The organism is Bradyrhizobium sp. LeoA1Lang, from assembly GCF_055413685.1.
The window spans coordinates 24,289-40,427 of the sequence record NZ_JBVAPG010000075.1 but is presented as its reverse complement, the minus strand read 5'-3'; the positions used below and the strand labels follow the sequence as shown (position 1 = coordinate 40,427).

At 62.7% G+C, this 16,139-nt stretch carries 14 protein-coding genes; 5 read left to right on the top strand and 9 right to left on the bottom strand.

The genetic code is table 11. The features are described from left to right. Positions 1 to 430 precede the first annotated feature (430 nt). Positions 431 to 2,146, top strand: a complete 1,716-nt coding sequence (locus ACZYOF_RS24060; protein WP_463717334.1) for an outer membrane beta-barrel protein — start codon at positions 431 to 433, stop codon at positions 2,144 to 2,146. Positions 2,147 to 2,277: 131 nt separating this feature from the next. Here the strand turns inward: ACZYOF_RS24060 and ACZYOF_RS24055 are convergent, their stop codons facing one another. From ACZYOF_RS24055 to ACZYOF_RS24035, 5 genes are all read right to left on the bottom strand, one after another. After that, positions 2,278 to 4,185, bottom strand: coding sequence for a TRAP transporter large permease (locus ACZYOF_RS24055; protein WP_463717333.1), 1,908 nt, complete (start codon positions 4,183 to 4,185; stop codon positions 2,278 to 2,280). Next, the gene (locus tag ACZYOF_RS24050) at positions 4,182 to 4,850 is read right to left on the bottom strand and encodes a TRAP transporter small permease subunit (RefSeq protein WP_282526603.1); all 669 of its coding nucleotides are present in this window, start codon (positions 4,848 to 4,850) and stop codon (positions 4,182 to 4,184) included. Before ACZYOF_RS24050 ends, ACZYOF_RS24055 begins: the two co-directional genes overlap by 4 nt. Positions 4,851 to 4,963: 113 nt before the next feature. Next, positions 4,964 to 6,100 carry a TRAP transporter substrate-binding protein gene (locus ACZYOF_RS24045; RefSeq protein ID WP_463717332.1) on the bottom strand — a complete coding sequence of 379 codons (1,137 nt, stop codon included), beginning with the start codon at positions 6,098 to 6,100 and terminating at the stop codon, positions 4,964 to 4,966. Positions 6,101 to 6,262: 162 nt separating this feature from the next. Then, complete coding sequence (locus ACZYOF_RS24040) at positions 6,263 to 7,282, bottom strand: aldo/keto reductase (RefSeq protein ID WP_463717331.1); 1,020 nt, start codon at positions 7,280 to 7,282, stop codon at positions 6,263 to 6,265. Positions 7,283 to 7,312: 30 nt separating this feature from the next. Continuing rightward, complete coding sequence (locus ACZYOF_RS24035) at positions 7,313 to 7,735, bottom strand: PaaI family thioesterase (RefSeq protein WP_130582742.1); 423 nt, start codon at positions 7,733 to 7,735, stop codon at positions 7,313 to 7,315. An 84-nt stretch (positions 7,736 to 7,819) separates the two neighbouring features. On the opposite strand from ACZYOF_RS24035, the gene ACZYOF_RS24030 reads away from it, so the two are divergent. The 3 genes from ACZYOF_RS24030 to ACZYOF_RS24020 all read left to right on the top strand — a co-directional run bounded on the left by ACZYOF_RS24030 (position 7,820) and on the right by ACZYOF_RS24020 (position 10,844). Continuing rightward, the gene (locus ACZYOF_RS24030) at positions 7,820 to 8,443 is read left to right on the top strand and encodes an NUDIX hydrolase (protein WP_130582741.1); all 624 of its coding nucleotides are present in this window, start codon (positions 7,820 to 7,822) and stop codon (positions 8,441 to 8,443) included. Between the two features lie 188 nt (positions 8,444 to 8,631). Continuing rightward, positions 8,632 to 9,612, top strand: a complete 981-nt coding sequence (locus ACZYOF_RS24025; RefSeq protein WP_282526607.1) for a Bug family tripartite tricarboxylate transporter substrate binding protein — start codon at positions 8,632 to 8,634, stop codon at positions 9,610 to 9,612. Between the two features lie 38 nt (positions 9,613 to 9,650). Then, on the top strand, positions 9,651 to 10,844 hold the full coding sequence (locus ACZYOF_RS24020; protein ID WP_463717330.1) for a hypothetical protein: 1,194 nt from the start codon (positions 9,651 to 9,653) through the stop codon (positions 10,842 to 10,844). A 108-nt stretch (positions 10,845 to 10,952) separates the two neighbouring features. Here ACZYOF_RS24020 and ACZYOF_RS24015 read toward each other — a convergent pair whose 3' ends face one another. Continuing rightward, on the bottom strand, positions 10,953 to 11,243 hold the full coding sequence (locus ACZYOF_RS24015) for a hypothetical protein (RefSeq protein WP_130583494.1): 291 nt from the start codon (positions 11,241 to 11,243) through the stop codon (positions 10,953 to 10,955). 247 nt (positions 11,244 to 11,490) lie between these two features. Here ACZYOF_RS24015 and ACZYOF_RS24010 point away from each other — a divergent pair, with 247 nt between their 5' ends. Next, positions 11,491 to 11,970, top strand: coding sequence for a hypothetical protein (locus ACZYOF_RS24010; protein WP_028168237.1), 480 nt, complete (start codon positions 11,491 to 11,493; stop codon positions 11,968 to 11,970). Positions 11,971 to 11,994: 24 nt separating this feature from the next. On the opposite strand, the gene ACZYOF_RS24005 is transcribed toward ACZYOF_RS24010, so the two are convergent. From ACZYOF_RS24005 to ACZYOF_RS23995, 3 genes are all read right to left on the bottom strand, one after another. Continuing rightward, a complete protein-coding gene (locus ACZYOF_RS24005) occupies positions 11,995 to 13,212 on the bottom strand; it encodes an EAL domain-containing response regulator (protein WP_130583495.1) in 1,218 nt (405 codons plus the stop codon). A 372-nt stretch (positions 13,213 to 13,584) separates the two neighbouring features. Further along, positions 13,585 to 14,757, bottom strand: a complete 1,173-nt coding sequence (locus ACZYOF_RS24000) for a lactonase family protein (RefSeq protein ID WP_463717329.1) — start codon at positions 14,755 to 14,757, stop codon at positions 13,585 to 13,587. Between the two features lie 213 nt (positions 14,758 to 14,970). Beyond that, the gene (locus ACZYOF_RS23995) at positions 14,971 to 15,978 is read right to left on the bottom strand and encodes a Bug family tripartite tricarboxylate transporter substrate binding protein (RefSeq protein ID WP_282526610.1); all 1,008 of its coding nucleotides are present in this window, start codon (positions 15,976 to 15,978) and stop codon (positions 14,971 to 14,973) included. Positions 15,979 to 16,139: the final 161 nt, after the last annotated feature.

Sequence of the window (16,139 nt, the reverse complement as noted above, 5' to 3'; positions counted from 1 at the left end):
TGCTTCGACGTATCCATTCCAATGCGGATAATCTGCGTCACGGACGGCTCCCTCGTTTGAGATTTCGACAACCTCATTCTGGCACAACTGATGCCGTAGGGGGCCGTCCACCCCATCAACCACAGGCTTTTGTCGTGTGCTCCGCTGCAACCGCTTGCTCGCGCCAAGACATCTCGCTGTGGTTATGGGTCCCGTCTTTCGACGGGACGACAGTCGTAGGATGGGTAGAGCGAAGCAAAACCCATCCTACGAACTGCGCCACTACAACCTCCCGTGGTAATGCTTGGCTCCATTCCGCGCGAGCCGCTGTTGCGGGGTGCGGCTGATGTGCTATCTCCGGTGGTGTTCGAATCTTCGCCCCCTACCATAGTGCGGGCTCAGTAATGCGTAGTTGGTTTCCTCGAAGAAAAGGACTCGGCTCGTGTTACGGATGCGGTACGTGGTGGCGGTCGGCGTGCTCATGGCGCTGAACGGAACGGATGCTTTTTCTGCGGACATTGTGAGGCCGGTCGTGAAGGCGCCGCCGCTGCCGTGGACCTGGAGCGGCTTCTATATCGGCGGACATTTTGGCGGAGGCTCCGGCATCACCCATGTCGGTGATCCCTACGGTCCGTCGATCTATGGCGACGACATCCGTACGCCGACGGCCCTCATCGGCGGCCAGCTTGGCTACAACTGGCAGCAGGCTGGATCGCCGTGGGTGTTCGGCCTCGAAGCCGACGTGTCCGCCGTCGATGCCGACGGCACCAACACCTGTCTCGCCTATTCCGGCCTGTTCGTCTCGGCGAACTGCCGTATCCAGCAGGATGTGATGGGAACCATCACCGGGCGGGTCGGCCAGGCCTTCGGGCCGGCCGGTCACTCGCTGGCCTATGTGAAAGGCGGCGCCGCGTTTCTGTCGAGCCGTTTATCGATGACGACCAACGCTCTCGATTTCTTCGGGCGGCCGGAAGCTTCGGTGAACGCCAATGCGGTGCAGTGGGGATGGACAATCGGGCTCGGTGTCGAGCACGCGCTGGCACCGGCTTGGTCGATGAAGCTGGAATACGACTATGCCAATTTCGGGGGCCGCGACATCGTGACGCCGCTTGGCGGTTTTCAGACGGTGCCGCTCGATCCAGCCAGCCTGGTCGAGACCGCTGGTCTGCCGACGGGAGTCCGGCAGGACAGCCATGTCGTCAAGCTGGGCGTGAACTATCGCCCTGGTGCGGACGCATCGCGCGGCTGGGACAACCGGCCCCTCGCTTTGCTGACGGCGGCGCCGTCGGTCTCCGGGTGGTCGGCGGAAGTCGGTGCGCGCTACTGGTACAGCAGCGGTCGCTATCAGAACGATCTCGGCATGAGCACAGATCAGCCGCTGCAGAACGCGCTGATTTCACGGCTCACCTATGAGACCACAGGGCACTCCGGTGAGGTGTTCGGCCGGGTCGACAGTCCGGCCAGGGTGTTCCTGAAAGGCTTCGCCGGCGGCGGCGGGCTGACATCCGGCCACATGAACGATGAGGATTGGCTACCAACCTATCGCGACACGGCCATGGCCTATTCGAACACATACCAGGGCAGGGTCGAGGGCACGATTGCCTATGCCACGCTGGACGTTGGATACACCCTGCTGGAAACGCCGGGCGCGAAACTCGGGGCGTTCGCAGGCTATAATTTCTATCGCGACCGCAAGGACTCCTATGGATGCGCGCAGATTGCGTATCCCGGCGGCGGTGTGATTTGCGCCGTTCCGTCGCCGACCACCGGGATCACAATCTCGCAGTCCGAAGACTGGCACTCTCTGCGCGTCGGCGTGAACGGCATGGTCACGATTGCTCCGGGGCTCAAGCTCACGGCCGATGCGGCCTATTTGCCCTACGTCTCGGTTTCCGGTCTCGATACACATTACTTGCGTTCTGACGAGTCGTCGCCCTATTCCCCGACCAACGGCACCGGGCGCGGCATGCAGCTCGAAGCCGTGCTGACCTACGACGTGACCGAGCGCTTCAGCGTCGGCGTCGGTGGCCGCTTCTGGTCGATGTGGGCGACCGATGTCCTCGATAGAGGATTCGGCAGTCTAGTTCCGACATCGACCCTCCCGATCCGCGCCGAACGCTTCGGCACGTTCCTGCAGTCATCCTACAAGTTCAATGCAGTGAATTAGAGCGTTTTCGAGCGAAGTGGATACCGGTTCGCGTGAAGAAAACGCGTCAAAACAAGAATCTAGAGCTTCGGTTCTGATTCAATCAGAACCGAAAATGCTCTAGGAGTATCGAGAAGACCCGTGCCGACCTGTCAGTTGCCGTACAGATAGTTCGGTAGCCACAACGTGAGGCCGGGCCAGATATACATCAGCACCATGCAGATGATGACGATCAGCATGTAGGGCATCATGCCGGCGAAGATCTGATTCAGCGTGACGTGTTTCGGCGCCACGCCCTTCAGATAGAACGCCGACATCGCGACCGGCGGCGACAGGAACGCCGCCTGCAGGTTCACGAACACCAGGACGCCCCACAGAACGGGATCGATGTTGAAGTGCTTCAGCATCGGCAGGAAGATCGGCACGAAGATCACGATGATCTCGGTCCATTCCAGCGGCCAGCCCAGGATGAAGATGATCGCCTGCGACAGGATCATGAACTGGACCGGCGACATGTTCAGCGACAGCACCCAGCTCTCCAGCAGCGCCTGGCCGCCGAGGATCGCGAACACCGCCGAGAACAGCGCCGAGCCGACGAACAGCCAGCACACCATCGAGGTGGTCTTGGCGGTCAGGAACACCGCTTCCTTGGTGCGCTTCCAGTCCAGCGTCCGCGCCTGGAACGCCAGCAGGAAGGCGCCGGCCGCACCCACCGCCGCCGATTCGGTCGCGGTCGTGATGCCGAACAGGATCACGCCCAGCACGACCACCGTCAGGATGCCGAGCGGCATCACCGAGGTGATGAGCAGCCGCAGCACCTCGAACTGCTCGGCCTCCATGGTCCAGTAATAGTAGAGAAGCAGCAGGCCGCAGATGCCGGCGATGAACGCGAAATAAGTATAGAACTCCGGCGGTGGTCCAAGCTCCGCTGGTGCCGCGATGGTCTTGCCTCGCAGCTCGGCGCTGCCCATCTGCTCCAGCACTTCCGGCTCGTTCTTCGTGGCGGCCTCCGACCGGCTGGCGCCGCCGCCGAGCTCCTCGAGTTTCTCTTCCGTGCTGTCTTCCGCGGGCTGGGCCCCCGCGCCAAGCGGCTGAAGCGTCTCCTGCGCTCGCTGCTGCTGCTGCTGCTGCGCGGCGGCCGGGAGCTGCGGCTGAATATCCGGCTGCTGGTGGATCACGACGTACCACCAGGCAGCCCACAGGGTCGCCAGCGTCAGCACCAGAGGCACGAGGGCGTGACCGAGGCTCGTCAGCAGCATCGAATAGGTGACGCGGGTGCCATCCACGCTGGCGTTGACGGCCCTTCCGGGCATCAGCACCGCCGCAAGCAGCGCCGGCAGCATCTTGCGCGAATAAGACTGCTGCAGCTTGGCGATCCAGGGCCGCACCGGGACTTTGGTTTCGCTTTCGGGAAGCTTCGGCGCAATCTTCGGGTTCAGGAGCGCCCAGCCGACAATGTAGAGCAGATAGAGGAAGGCGAGGAAGAAGCCGGGAAACATCGCCGCGGCGTAGAGCTTCACCACCGACTGCCCGGCGACCGCCGCATAGACGATGATCATCACCGATGGCGGGATCAGGATGCCGAGCGTGCCGCCGGCGGTGATGACGCCGGAGGCGAGCTTGACGTCGTAGCCGGCCTTCAGCATCGGGTTGAAGGCGATGACGCCCATCAGCACGACGACGGCGCCGACCAGGCCGCTGGCGATGCCCCAGAAGGTACACACGATCAGTGTCGCCACCGCAAGCGAAGCGGGCAGGCGGCGGAAGGCGAGCTGAATCGAATAGAACATCTTGTCGACCAGCGCGCCGCGCTCCATCACGTAGCCCATCAGCACGAACAGCGGGATCGAGATCAGGACGTCGTTGGTCATCGCGCCATAGGTGCGCTGGACCATCAGGTCGAAGATGTGGTTGTCGCCCCAGGCCTCACCGCCACGGTGATAGGCGAAGAAACCGAAGAACATGCCGAGGCCCATCAGCGTGAACGCCGTCGGGAAGCCCATCATGATGACGATCACGATGAGGACGAGCATCAACAGCCCGAGTGCCGGATCGCTCATCGTTGCAGGTCCCCGCCCATGCCGCGCTGCCGCGCGCTTTCCTCGATGTCCTGCGCATGCGCGATCGCGGCCTTGCGCGATTCTTCATCGACATATTCGCTATGCGCGAGCTGCTCCTCGACCACGTCGATCTCGCTGACATCGCGGAGCCGATCGGGCCAGGCGCCGGTCCTGAGGCACATGACGCAGCGCGCGATCTCGGCTGCGCCCTGCAGCAGCACCAAGGCTCCGGCCAGCGGGATCATGAATTTGAAGTGGTAGACAGGCGGACCGTCGGCGGTCACGTTGGAATGCTCGTTGATGCGCCAGGAATCGAGCGCATAGTCCCAGCCGGCGTAGACCAGCGCCGCGATGCCCGGCAGGAAGAATGCGAAATACAGCACGAGGTCGAGGGAGGCCTGCAGGCGCGGCCGCATCGAGCTGTAGAGGAAATCGCCGCGGACATGGGCGTTCTGCGCCAGCGTGTAGGCGCCCGCGAGCATGAACAGGGTGCCGTACAGCATGTTGGAGGCGTCGAAGATCCAGGCCGTCGGCATGTTGAGGATGTAGCGCTTGAAGACCTCGGCGCAGACGAGGCCCATCAGCCCGACGACCAGCCACGCCGCGGCCTTGCCGGTCCAGGTGCTGATGCCGTCGATCATGTACAGGAAACGCTGTGCGTTCATCTGCGTTCGCTATCGGCCGTTTTCGGAAGTATCGGGTTGGTGTAGAGACAGCGGAAGCGCCATCCGGGGTTCGGTGTCCCCGGATGACGCTTTCGGTCGTGCGCGGCGCCCGCTCAGGTCTTCTTCTTGGCGTTCGGGCCAAAATAATGGTTGTAGGCCATGCGCCGGTTGACCACCGTGTCGTTCTCCCACTGCGTCGCGCGCTTGGCGAAGGCGAGCTGGGATTCGACGATCTCCTTGAACAGCGCGTTCTCGGCCGACTTCCTCTCGACCACCTGGTCGTAGATCTCGAGCTGCTTCTGCAGGATCGAGTCCGGTGTCTTGTAGAACTTGACCTTGTCCTTGGTCTGCATCTCCTCGTAGTCCTTCGAGTAGCGGTCGATCGCCTTCCAGCTCATGTCCTGGCTGGACGCTTCGACGGCGTTGGAGATGATGGCCTTCATCTTGTCCGGCAGGGCGTCGTACTTGGCCTTGTTGAACATGATCTCGAACTGCTCGGCATTCTGATGGTAGCTCTGCAGCATGCAGATCTTGGAGACGTCGGTGAAGCCGAGCACGCGGTCAGAGGTGGCGTTGTTGAACTCGGCGGCGTCGAGCAGGCCGCGGTCCATCGCCGAGACGATTTCGCCGCCCGGCAGCGCGTTGACGGCTGCGCCGAGGCCGGTGAACACGTCGATGGAGATGCCGACGGTACGGAATTTCAGGCCCTGGAAGTCCTCCACCTTGGACATCGGCTTCTTGAACCAGCCGAGCGGTTGGGTCGGCATCGGCCCATACGGGAAGGAGACGACATTGGCACCGATCGAGGCGTAGAGCTTGGCGAGCAGCTCCTTGCCGCCGCCATACTTGTGCCAGGCGAGCAGCATGTTGGCGTCCATCGCGTAGCCGGGACCGGAGCCCCACAGCGCCAGCGCGGTCTGCTTGCCGTAGTGATAGACCAGCACGCCATGGCCGCCGTCGAGCGTCCCCTTCGAGACGGCGTCGAGCAGGCCGAAGGCCGGTACCACGGCGCCGGCGGGAAGCACCTCGATCTTAAGGTCGCCGCCGGTCATGTCGTTGACCTTCTTGGCGTAATCGAGCGCGTATTCGTGGAAAATATCCTTGGCCGGCCAGGTGCTTTGCCAGCGCATGTTGATCGGACCCTGCGCGCTGACGATGGTGGGCGCTGCAACGCTTGCTGCTGCGCCTGCGGCCGCAACCTTCAGGAAGCGGCGGCGACTGGACGTACTGCCCTTGCTGGATTTGGTCATGGTTTCCTCCCTGCCCTTTTTTGATCGCGATCGTTGGAGATCTGCTTTTTTAGGAAGGAAGACAAAGGCGTGCGCAGCGGTTTGGCAAGAACGTTCCCGACGATGCGACGCTAGGACGCGGGGGCCGGTGAAGACTGTATGCGGCCTATTTCTTGAGCGCGGCTATGACCGCTTCGCCGTCCGCGCCCGCCGGCCCTCGATCGGATAGGCCGGATCGTTGTAGCCGGGCGTGGAAGCATGCCCACTCACCACAAGCCCATCGATCAGCGCCTCGTCTTCGGCAGTGAAGCGATAGTCGAGCGCGCGAACGTAGTCGTCCCATTGCGCTTCGGTGCGAGGACCGGCGATCACGGCGGAGACGAAGGATGAATTCAGCACCCAGGCGACCGCGAACTGCGCGGCGGTGATGCCGCGGGCCTCGGCATATTGCTTGATCTCCTGCGCAAGCCTCAAGGATTCCGGCCGCCACTCGGTCTGCATCATGCGCTTGTCGCTGCGGCCGGCGCGGCTGTCCTTGTCGGGGGTAGCATCGGGGCGATATTTGCCGGTCAGGACGCCGCGGGCGAGTGGGCTATAGGGCACCACCCCGAGGCCATAATAGCCGCAGGCCGAGAGATGCTCGACCTCGGGCATGCGATTCATCGCATTGTAATAGGGCTGGCTCACGATCGGGCGGTCGAGGCCGAGCCGGTCGCAGATGTTACAGATCTCGGCGAGGCGCCAGGCGCGGTAGTTCGAGACGCCGAAATAGCGCACCTTGCCCTGCCGGATCAGGTCGCCGATCGCGCGCACCGTCTCCTCCAGCGGCGTCGTGTGGTCTTCCTTGTGCAGGTAGTAGATGTCGATGTAGTCGGTGCCGAGCCGCTTCAGGCTCGCCTCCGCCGCCTGCAGCACCCAGCGTCGCGACAGCCCACCAAAATTGGGATCGTCACCGACCTGATTGGCCAGCTTGGTGGCGAGGATCCAGTTCTGCCTGTTGTTGGATATCGCGCGGCCCACCACCTGCTCGGAGTTTCCGGCGTTGTAGGCATCGGCAGTGTCGATGAAGTTGACGCCGGCTTCGCGCGCCTTTGCGATCATCCGCGCCGACGTTGCCTCATCGGTCGGGCCGCCGAACATCATGGTGCCCAGGCAGATCGGCGAAATCTTCAGGCCGCTGCGGCCGAGTTGACGGTACTGCATCGTCTGCTCCTCCGAACCCGGATGTTAAGCCTACTCGCTCTTCAATATCTTGAACACGCCGTTCGCCATGGCGATGCAGCGTCTGTCGACGGTCACTTCCGTGGTGATGAAGATCAGGCTCCTGGTCGACCGCACCACGCGCGGCTTTGAGATCAAGGTTTCGCCGATCTTGCCGGCCTCCACAAAATGCGTATCAAGCTGCACGGTCGCCAGCGTCGGCTTGCCCGAGACGTAGCGGGCGGTCATGCCGCAGGTGCGGTCCGCGAAGGTCATGATCACGCCGCCTTGTACCAGGCCACGGCGATTGTGATGCTTGTCCTCGGTGATCAATGCATATTCATGCTCGTCACCGACGAGGCGCTGCCACAGCGGTCCGACCAGATGCAGGAAACCGGATGTATCGACGATCTTCCAGCCGTCGGATTTGAGCTTTTCCGCAGGCGGTTTCGTCATGTGATGCTTTCCGTCCGGCAAGGCGTGATAAAGTCGTGATATCAAGTCATTTCATCGAACGCGGGACTGTTGTAGTCAAGGTCAATGGCCCGCACATTTGACGATGCCACCCGGCGGAATATCGCAGAGCTCTGTACGGCATTCACGCGCCTGCCGGATGACAGCGCGCCGCTGCTCAAACGTGCGGCGGTCGCAATCGCGCTCACAAGAGGCGAGGGCGAGGAGACCGCATTCCTGCTCACCCGCCGTGCGGCCAGTTTGCGCAGCCACAGCGCGCAATGGGCGCTGCCCGGCGGACGCTGCGACCCTGGCGAGACCCAGGCGGAAACGGCGCTCCGCGAGCTGCACGAAGAGCTCGGCCTCCGCGTCGATGATGCTGATGTGCTCGGCGTGCTCGACGATTATCCGACCCGCTCGGGCTATCTCATCACACCGATCGTGGTGTGGGTCCCCACTCGGGCGCCGATCGCGCCCAACCCGGACGAGGTCGCCTCGGTCCATCGCATCACGCTGCAGGCGATCGAGGCGGAGGATGCGTTCAGCTTCACCACCATTCCCGAAAGTGTCAGGCGCGTGATCCGCTTCCGCCATGCCGGCCAGCACATCCACGCGCCGACGGCCGCCTTGATCTATCAGTTCCGCGAAGTGCTGGCCGGCCGCGACACCCGCGTCGCCGATCTCGAACAGCCGGTCTTCGCCTGGAAGTAGGCAGCACTCAGCCGTCATTGCGAGGAGCGCAGCGACGAAGCAATCCACATCTCCACGAGTGGCGCGATGGATTGCTTCGCTCCGCTCGCAATGACGGACGGCTCAGCCATCAGAAGTCTGGTTGCTGATGCCACTCATTTGAGTGACAATGCCGCCATAACAACAAACATCAGGGGAGGCGTTCGGACATGCTGTCCTGGAAGAAACGACTTTGCGCCGTCATCGCCGCACTTGCTGTCGGCGCGGCATTTCACACCGCGCAGGCCCAGGATTATCCGAACCGGCCGATCACGCTCGTCATCCCCTTCGCGCCCGGCGGCAGCACCTCCATCGTCGGCCGCGGCATCGCCGAGAAAATGAGCGAGCTGCTCGGCGAGAAGATCGTGATCGACAACCGTCCCGGCGCTGGCGGCACGGTCGGCACCAAGGCGGTCGCCAAGAGCGATCCCGATGGCTACACGCTGGTGCTCGGCTATACCGGGACGCTCGCGATCGGCCCGTCGCTCTACAAGAAGGCGGGCTACGATCCGCGGAAAGATTTCGCGCCGATCGGCATGATCGGCAATGCGCCGAATTCGCTGGTCGTGCATCCGTCGTTCCCGGCCAAGAACGTCGCCGAGCTGATCGCCTACGCCAAACAAAATCCCGGCAAGATCAGTTTCGGGTCGGCCGGCGCCGGTACCGCCAGCCACATCACCGGCGAATATTTTGCGCGCAGCGCCGGCATCTCGCTCGTGCATGTTCCCTACAAGGGGACGGGCCCTGCGCTGGTCGACCTCATTGGCGGGCACATTCCGATGGCATTTGCGCCGATCCCGGCCTCCCACGCCAATGTCAGCGCGGGGACATTGCGCGCGCTCGCGGTGACGAGTTCGACCCGCTCCGATCTCCTGCCCGACGTGCCGACGATCGCCGAGGCCGGTGTTCCCGGGTTCGACGCCTCGCTCTATTACGGCCTCGCCGCGCCGGCCGGCACGCCACGGCCGATCATCGACAAGCTCAACAAGGTGCTGCGCGATGCGCTCGCCTCGGACGAGGTGAAGCGGCAATTGGGCTCTGATGGCACCGAGATCACGCCGGGTTCGCCAGAGGATTACACCGACTTCATCGACAAGGACGAAAAGAAGTGGGCGCAGCTCGTGAAGGCCAGCGGCGTCGAGCCGGAGTGATAGGGTGACTTTGCAGGAGTCCTTGCTACAAGAGAGCGATGCGCCTGCCATTGATTCGCTGTTTCCCCGGATTGGTCGCGCTCGCGCTGTTCGCGAGCGCGCCGGAGGCCGTGGCGGTCGAGGCTGCCAGCCTTTCGGCATCCACTGCGGATGCGATGGCGCAGGCAGCGACGCCGCAGGCAATCGCCGAATATCGCCGCAAGCTGCGGGAATATCAGGAAGCGCGCGCCGCCTTCGACGAGGAAGCGGGCGCCTACTGGAGCGCGATCGCCGAGAAGCGCCGCACCCGCAACGCCAAGCGGCGCGAGCGGCAGGCGATCGCGCTCGATGATTATGTGCTCGACCAGCCGCCGGTCTATACCGGGCCGAAACGGCCGGTGAATCCGGAACCGGAAGAAGAGGAACCGTCGCGTCCACGCAGGACCATTCCTGTCGTCGCCGATTTCCTGAAGGCTGCCGCCGAGCAGTTTCAGTTCACGCCGCAACGGCCGGCCACCGAGATCGAGTTCAAGCGCGCCTACGCCCGCTACGCGCTCGCGGCCGGCTTGACGCGCGAGCAGGCGGTGCGGGTCTATTCGTTTGAAACCGGCGGCAGCGGCAATCACGATATGCAGTCGGGCTACCGCGGTCCAGGCACAAGGGCGATCTCGACCGCAATCGGCTACAATCAGTTGCTCACCACCAACACCGTCGAGTTGATCGCCCAGCAGGGCCCAGAGTTCATCAAGGTGCTGACCCAAAAGGCCGCCACGCTGTCCCGTCCCGCGCGCAAGGCGATGGATCACAAGCTCGCGGTGCTGAAGAAGATGGTCGCGTTCGCACGCACGGTGCCGGACGACTGGTCGGCGCATGAGCGGCTCGCGAGCACGCCGCAGGGCTGGGCGGTCCATGCCATGGTGCTCGATGTCGACGTCGGCCCGATGCTGCAGACCCACAAGCTGCTGACGTCAGTCATCTTCGCGCGGACCAAGGGCTACACCCGCCCGCTGACCGCGGCCGAGCTCGAGATGATGAATCTGACCGGCGACGGCACCGGCTACGACATGGTCACGATGCCGCAAGCGATGCGCGAGAGGGTGCCGACGTCGAACTTCTTCCAGCGCGGCGGCTACGAGCGCAACCCGGTCGCGATCCGCCACAACACGGTGGCAAAGCTGCTCGCGGTCACCGATGAGCGGATGGATTTCAACAGCAACAAGCCCGGCGCCAAGGAATTGGCGTCGGTGTTTTAGCGTCCGCGGGCCGTAGGGTGGGCAAAGCGCAGCGTGCCCACCTTTCTTGCGCCGACCGTGGATGGTGGGCACGCTGCGCTTTGCCCACCCTACGAAAGCACGCGCCGCCTAGTTCGATCCGAACATGAACTTGCCGTCGCCCTCGAGATAGGGGCCGGAGCGCATGTAGAGCTGGCCGTTCTGGCCGACGAAGAACAACGTGCCTCTCGGCACCTTCTTCGCGCCCTTGAGCAGCAGGCCGGCATTGTTGGTCCCCATCTTGTAGGCGAGGGTCGAGCCGTCCTTGCCATAGGCGTAGCCCATGTCGGACTTCAGCTCCCAGGGCGCGGGCGATGCATCCTGTGCGAGTGCGGGAGCGGCCAGCGTCGTCAGCGCCGCTGCCATCAAAAAGGTCGCCATCAAAAAGGTCGTCGTCAAAAAAGTCTTGGCCTGAAATCGAGTCATGATCATCCTCCCCAGTCGTCGCTGCCGAAACCGGCGCCCTTGTCTTGAACAAATCACGAACGCCATTATTCCGTCAATACGACGGAAGTCGTCGTGCGGCATCACGTGCATCCTGCGGGTTTGTGATTTCCTGCTTCGCGACTATGTTGCCGTTTCCATCTACAAACGCATGATTGCGAAAAGTTTGATAGGGATGATTCGAATGACCCCCGGCATGAATATCGGTTTCGGTATTGCGCTCTCGCTCATGACGATGGCCACCGCGGCTTATGCCGACGAATTCAAGCTCTCCAACAACCAACGCATCGCCTGCAGCCGGGGATTGTCCGCCGGCAAGCTCAACACCGCGACCTGCAAGTCCTACGCCTATCTGTTCAACACCAAGACCTCGGAATACTTCCGCTGCCAGGTCTCGCTGGCGCTGACGCGTGACAACAAGGAGGTCATCAACGTGCAGGCCGATGGCGGTTGCACCAAGCGGCCGCGCATCTTCGACACCGATGGCAATTACTCCTTCGACGCCACCGAAACCGAACCGCCGAACACCAACTCGTTCTTCGGTCCCGGCGGCTATTCGGTCTGGGCCAGCGACAACAACGTGCAGAAGGTGCGAGGCTGCATCACCATCTCCTCCGGCCTCGGCTCGGATATCTCGAAATGCATCGACATGACGTTCCAGTGAGCCTCTGGACCGTCGCAGTGAACGTCACGATTTCGATTCCGCGCTCGCAGCCGGGGAAGGCCGCGAGCGGGCGAATTTCTTTACCCCCATCGGCTTGCCGAACAGATAGCCCTGCACCAGGTCGAAACCGACCGCATGAGCAGTGAGGAAGTCGGCGCGGGTCTCGACGCCCTGGGCAAGCGCCCGCGCGCCATGGTCGTGGGCGAGTTCGACGACATGTTTGCACACGGTCTGCTTCAGCCGGTCGTCGGCGGCGCCGGTGACGAATTGATGATCGATCTTCAGTTCGACGAAGGGAAAGCTCTTCAACCCCATCAGCGACGGCCACTCGGTGCCGACCTGGTCGACCGATATTGCGATGTTGTGGAACCGCACCTGCCGCGCCACCTCGATCACGAGGTCCAGGTTCTCGATCACCTCGGCGCTTCCCATCTCGAGCAGCAGGCCGCCGAAGGCGGGGTGCTGCGGCACGCGACGGCATAGTTCGCGCACGGCTTGCGGATCCCTCAGGAACGACACCGGCAGGTTGATCGAGAGGTCTACCGGTCCTTTCTGCTCCAGCAGATAGTGCCAGTCCTCGATGGCGCGACCGACCACGAATTCGGACAGCGCATGGAAATGCGGATCGCTCTCATCGGGAATGAAATAGGCCGGCGGCACCACGCCCCAGGCCGGATGCCGCATCCTGACCAGAGCTTCTGCGCCCGCGGGCACCAGCGTGCGCAGGTTGATCCTCTGCTGGTACCACAATTCGAGCCAACCGGCTTTGAGCGCCTCTGCCACATCGACCGCGGGGCTCGGCGCGGGCTCCTGTGGCAGCAGCATCGCGACGCTGTCGCGCAGCGTTCCTGCGCCAAACGGCGTCGCCAGCGGCGGCAGCATGGCTACGCCGTATTCTTCGCCAATTTGCCTGACCGCTTTTACCATAATCGACTCGGGCGGGCCGATGACGAGAACCTTGCCGGCGAAATTCTTCCTGACGAGAACCTCCAGAATCCTGCCGACCTCGATCCCGTTGACCGAGACACCGAGCACAAGCAGGTCGGGCCGATGCGCGTCCAGCGCGCCATCCAGTTCGGTGGCCTCGCCGCACTCCGAGGTGATGAACCCGAGATCCTCGAGAGCATCAGAAAGAAAGGTACGAAGGTGCTTCTTGCTATCTGCGACGCAAGCCCGCGGCGTCAATTTGCGATGACCGAACCAGCCGGGTCGTGCGTATTCCTTGGGGTTGATGTGATGCATGCCCGCCCTCTCCCGCGATGTCGATTTGACTCGTACATCTCAGTGGCGGCCTTAATCTGGAAATTTGAGGACCCTCCCTGCAAATCCCCATGAATGCTTAGGTAGGGTTAAAGAGACAAATGAAGCTAAAATTGTAATTAAAAATCGAAGCAGATGAGGCCATCGCCGGCCGCAAATGCCGTGCTCCGACGCCATTCGGTCCGAACTGCTCGCGAGGCGATTGCAATGGTGCGCCGCCGCGTCGTTTCGCGGCGGCAGCACGCGTTAATGTCTGTGGTTGTTTATCGTTGTCGCCGTGATCGATTCCCGTTTTGAGAATAGCATTCACGTGATCGATGCTGCTCCTATCGTCCCTCCGGCTCGATGCCGATCTTAGTGCCCCATGCGCGCCGAAGCCGGGTGACCCGGCACCTTGAAGCGTTTGCCGGTGTCGCTAACCTTCCCACCATCGACTTTCAGGATCGAGAAATCCTGGGTCAGGTAATTTCCGGCGAGGAGGTACTTGCCATCCGGCGTGAACGCGACCGCCTCGGGCAAGCCACCGACCTCGATGTCCTGAGTCTTGGTCACCTTCTTGCCGTCGATCTTCAGCACCGTGAGGGTGCCGTTCTTGTGATAGTAGTACGCGTTCTTCATGTTGGAGCCGCGCAAAATGGCGGCGACAGCGAGATCTCCCTTCGGCGAAATCGCCAAGCCCTCGGGACCGTCGCCGACCACCACACGATCGATGATGCGCGGCGGGTTGGCTTCGAGATCGATCACGCTCGTGGTGTCGACGCTGCCGTCGGATGAGCCGGCGCCGCCATTGTCGGACGTCAGTGCGAGTTTGCCATTTGGCGTCACCGCAACATTGTATGGCCATTGGCCCGTCGGCAGATCGACCTTGTTGTAGGTGACCTTGTCTCCGGCAATATCGAGCACCGAGACCTTGTGTGCGGGGAAGCGGACAGCAAGCGCCCGCTTGCCGTCCAGCGTGAACGCCACATGGGCGACGCTGTCGGGCAACGCAATCGTATCGGTGACCTTGACGTCGCTCCCATTGATCGAGAGCACGCTAACGGAATTGTCGCCGCGATTGGCGACCAACGCCATCTTGCCGTCCGAGCTGATGCTGAGCCCCGAGGGCTGCTTGCCGACGGTAACAGTCGCTGCCAGCTTCGGCGGGTTGGCCTTGAGATCGATGACATAGACCTTGTTGTCCGGCACCTGCTTCAGCGCATCGCCGTCCTTGGTCACATCGACAGAATCGGCGACGAGAGCGATCGAGCCGGTCGGGTCGATGTCGAGATTGACCGGCGGTCCCACCACTGAATTCTTCAGCGGCAGGGAGGCGACAGTCTTGGGATTTTCGGGATTGGCGAGGTCGAGGATGAGAACCTGGTCCTTGCCGGGCACCGACAGGATCGGTTTTCCATCGTCATCCCATAATAGCTTCTCGTCGAGACCGACGATCATGAAGGGTTTCGCATGGACAGGATTGAAGGCGAGATTGCAGAGCAGGACTGCAGCTCCCAAAGATAGTCCGACGGCGCGGTAAGCAGGCATTGGCGTTCTCCCGGTTGCGCCGGCCACTGGCGGGCCGGTTTCGCGCAGGGAAAATTAAGCAGGGAACACGATCGTTGCCAATGACCAAACTGACGTGCGTATTGGCGCTCGGCTCTATGCGTCGTTTGGATGGGTTGGCCGACGCGCCCCGTCCGGTCCATTTCCCGGCCGGGGGCACATCGGGCGTCTCATATCCGCTCGGCGTCGCTATCGTCACTCCGGCTTGATGCCCGCGAATTTGGCGACCTTGCCCCATTTCTCGGTCTCCGCCAGCACGTAAGCCTGCATGTCTTCGGCTGAGCCGCCGACGGGTTCGGCGCCGAGCTTGCGCAGACGCGCAATCCCGTCCTCGGTCTTGAGGAATTTGGCGACGCTCGCATTGAGGCGGTCGATGATCTCCTTCGGCGTCTTCGCAGGAGCCGCGATCGTAAACCAGGAAGCGGCCTCGTAGCCGGGCACGCCCGCTTCCGCGATTGTCGGAAGGTCAGGCAATAGCGGCCAGCGCTTGGAAGTAGATACCGCAAGCGGACGGATCTGTCCGGCTTCGGCGAAGGGCTGCGCGGCGGGGAGGTTGTCGATCATCAGATGCACGCGGCCGGCGATCAGGTCGGTCAATGCCGGTGCGCTGCCCTTGTACGGCACATGCGTGATCTCGACGCCCGTCATCGAGCGGAACAGCTCGGTCGAGACATGGGCGGTGCTGCCGAGCCCGGGCGTGCCGTAGAACAATTCGCCGCGCTTCGACTTGGCGTAGTCGATCAGTTCGGCGACCGACTTCACCGGCAGCGAATTGGTGACCGAGCAGAGATTGGGCACCCGCGCGATGATGATGACCGGCGCGATATCCTTCAGCGGATCGAACGGCATGTTCCCGAACACGAACGGATTGATCGCATGCGTGCCCGGCGTGCCCACGAGGAAGGTGTAGCCGTCAGGATCGGCCTTGGCGACGGCGTCGGCCGCGATGTTGCCGCCCGCGCCGGTCTTGTTCTCGACGATGAACTGCTGGCCGAACTCCTCCGAGACCTTGGCCGCGACCACGCGGGCCAGGATGTCGGTGGTTCCGCCGGCGGCAAACGGCACCAGGAGCTTGACCGGCCGCGTCGGCCATTCGGCGGCGCGCGCCAGGTGCGGCAGCAGCGATGTGCCGGCAAGCGCGGCGGTGCCACGCAGCAGAGAGCGGCGGCTGAGATTTGACGAAGCGACGGTCGAAGAGGGCATTTGAAAGTCCTTGAGCGATGCGGAAGGGTAGGCGCCGGAAAACCGAGCGGCGCACGATGGCGCCGCTCGGCGGGTGGTCAGGAATTCTGGTTGGGGCGCGTTATAGCGTTTTCGAGCGAAGTGGATGCCGGTTCGCATAGCAATCAAGTTTACGCAGATTG

Excerpts from the sequence above, each read along its gene's own strand:
- ACZYOF_RS24060 (WP_463717334.1), top strand. The coding sequence starts at position 431 with ATGCGGTACGTGGTGGCGGTCGGCGTGCTCATGGCGCTGAACGGAACG.
- ACZYOF_RS24055 (WP_463717333.1), bottom strand. The coding sequence starts at position 4,185 with ATGAGCGATCCGGCACTCGGGCTGTTGATGCTCGTCCTCATCGTGATC.
- ACZYOF_RS24050 (WP_282526603.1), bottom strand. The coding sequence starts at position 4,850 with ATGAACGCACAGCGTTTCCTGTACATGATCGACGGCATCAGCACCTGG.
- ACZYOF_RS24045 (WP_463717332.1), bottom strand. The coding sequence starts at position 6,100 with ATGACCAAATCCAGCAAGGGCAGTACGTCCAGTCGCCGCCGCTTCCTG.
- ACZYOF_RS24040 (WP_463717331.1), bottom strand. The coding sequence starts at position 7,282 with ATGCAGTACCGTCAACTCGGCCGCAGCGGCCTGAAGATTTCGCCGATC.
- ACZYOF_RS24035 (WP_130582742.1), bottom strand. The coding sequence starts at position 7,735 with ATGACGAAACCGCCTGCGGAAAAGCTCAAATCCGACGGCTGGAAGATC.
- ACZYOF_RS24030 (WP_130582741.1), top strand. The coding sequence starts at position 7,820 with ATGGCCCGCACATTTGACGATGCCACCCGGCGGAATATCGCAGAGCTC.
- ACZYOF_RS24025 (WP_282526607.1), top strand. The coding sequence starts at position 8,632 with ATGCTGTCCTGGAAGAAACGACTTTGCGCCGTCATCGCCGCACTTGCT.
- ACZYOF_RS24020 (WP_463717330.1), top strand. The coding sequence starts at position 9,651 with ATGCGCCTGCCATTGATTCGCTGTTTCCCCGGATTGGTCGCGCTCGCG.
- ACZYOF_RS24015 (WP_130583494.1), bottom strand. The coding sequence starts at position 11,243 with ATGGCGACCTTTTTGATGGCAGCGGCGCTGACGACGCTGGCCGCTCCC.
- ACZYOF_RS24010 (WP_028168237.1), top strand. The coding sequence starts at position 11,491 with ATGACCCCCGGCATGAATATCGGTTTCGGTATTGCGCTCTCGCTCATG.
- ACZYOF_RS24005 (WP_130583495.1), bottom strand. The coding sequence starts at position 13,212 with ATGCATCACATCAACCCCAAGGAATACGCACGACCCGGCTGGTTCGGT.
- ACZYOF_RS24000 (WP_463717329.1), bottom strand. The coding sequence starts at position 14,757 with ATGCCTGCTTACCGCGCCGTCGGACTATCTTTGGGAGCTGCAGTCCTG.
- ACZYOF_RS23995 (WP_282526610.1), bottom strand. The coding sequence starts at position 15,978 with ATGCCCTCTTCGACCGTCGCTTCGTCAAATCTCAGCCGCCGCTCTCTG.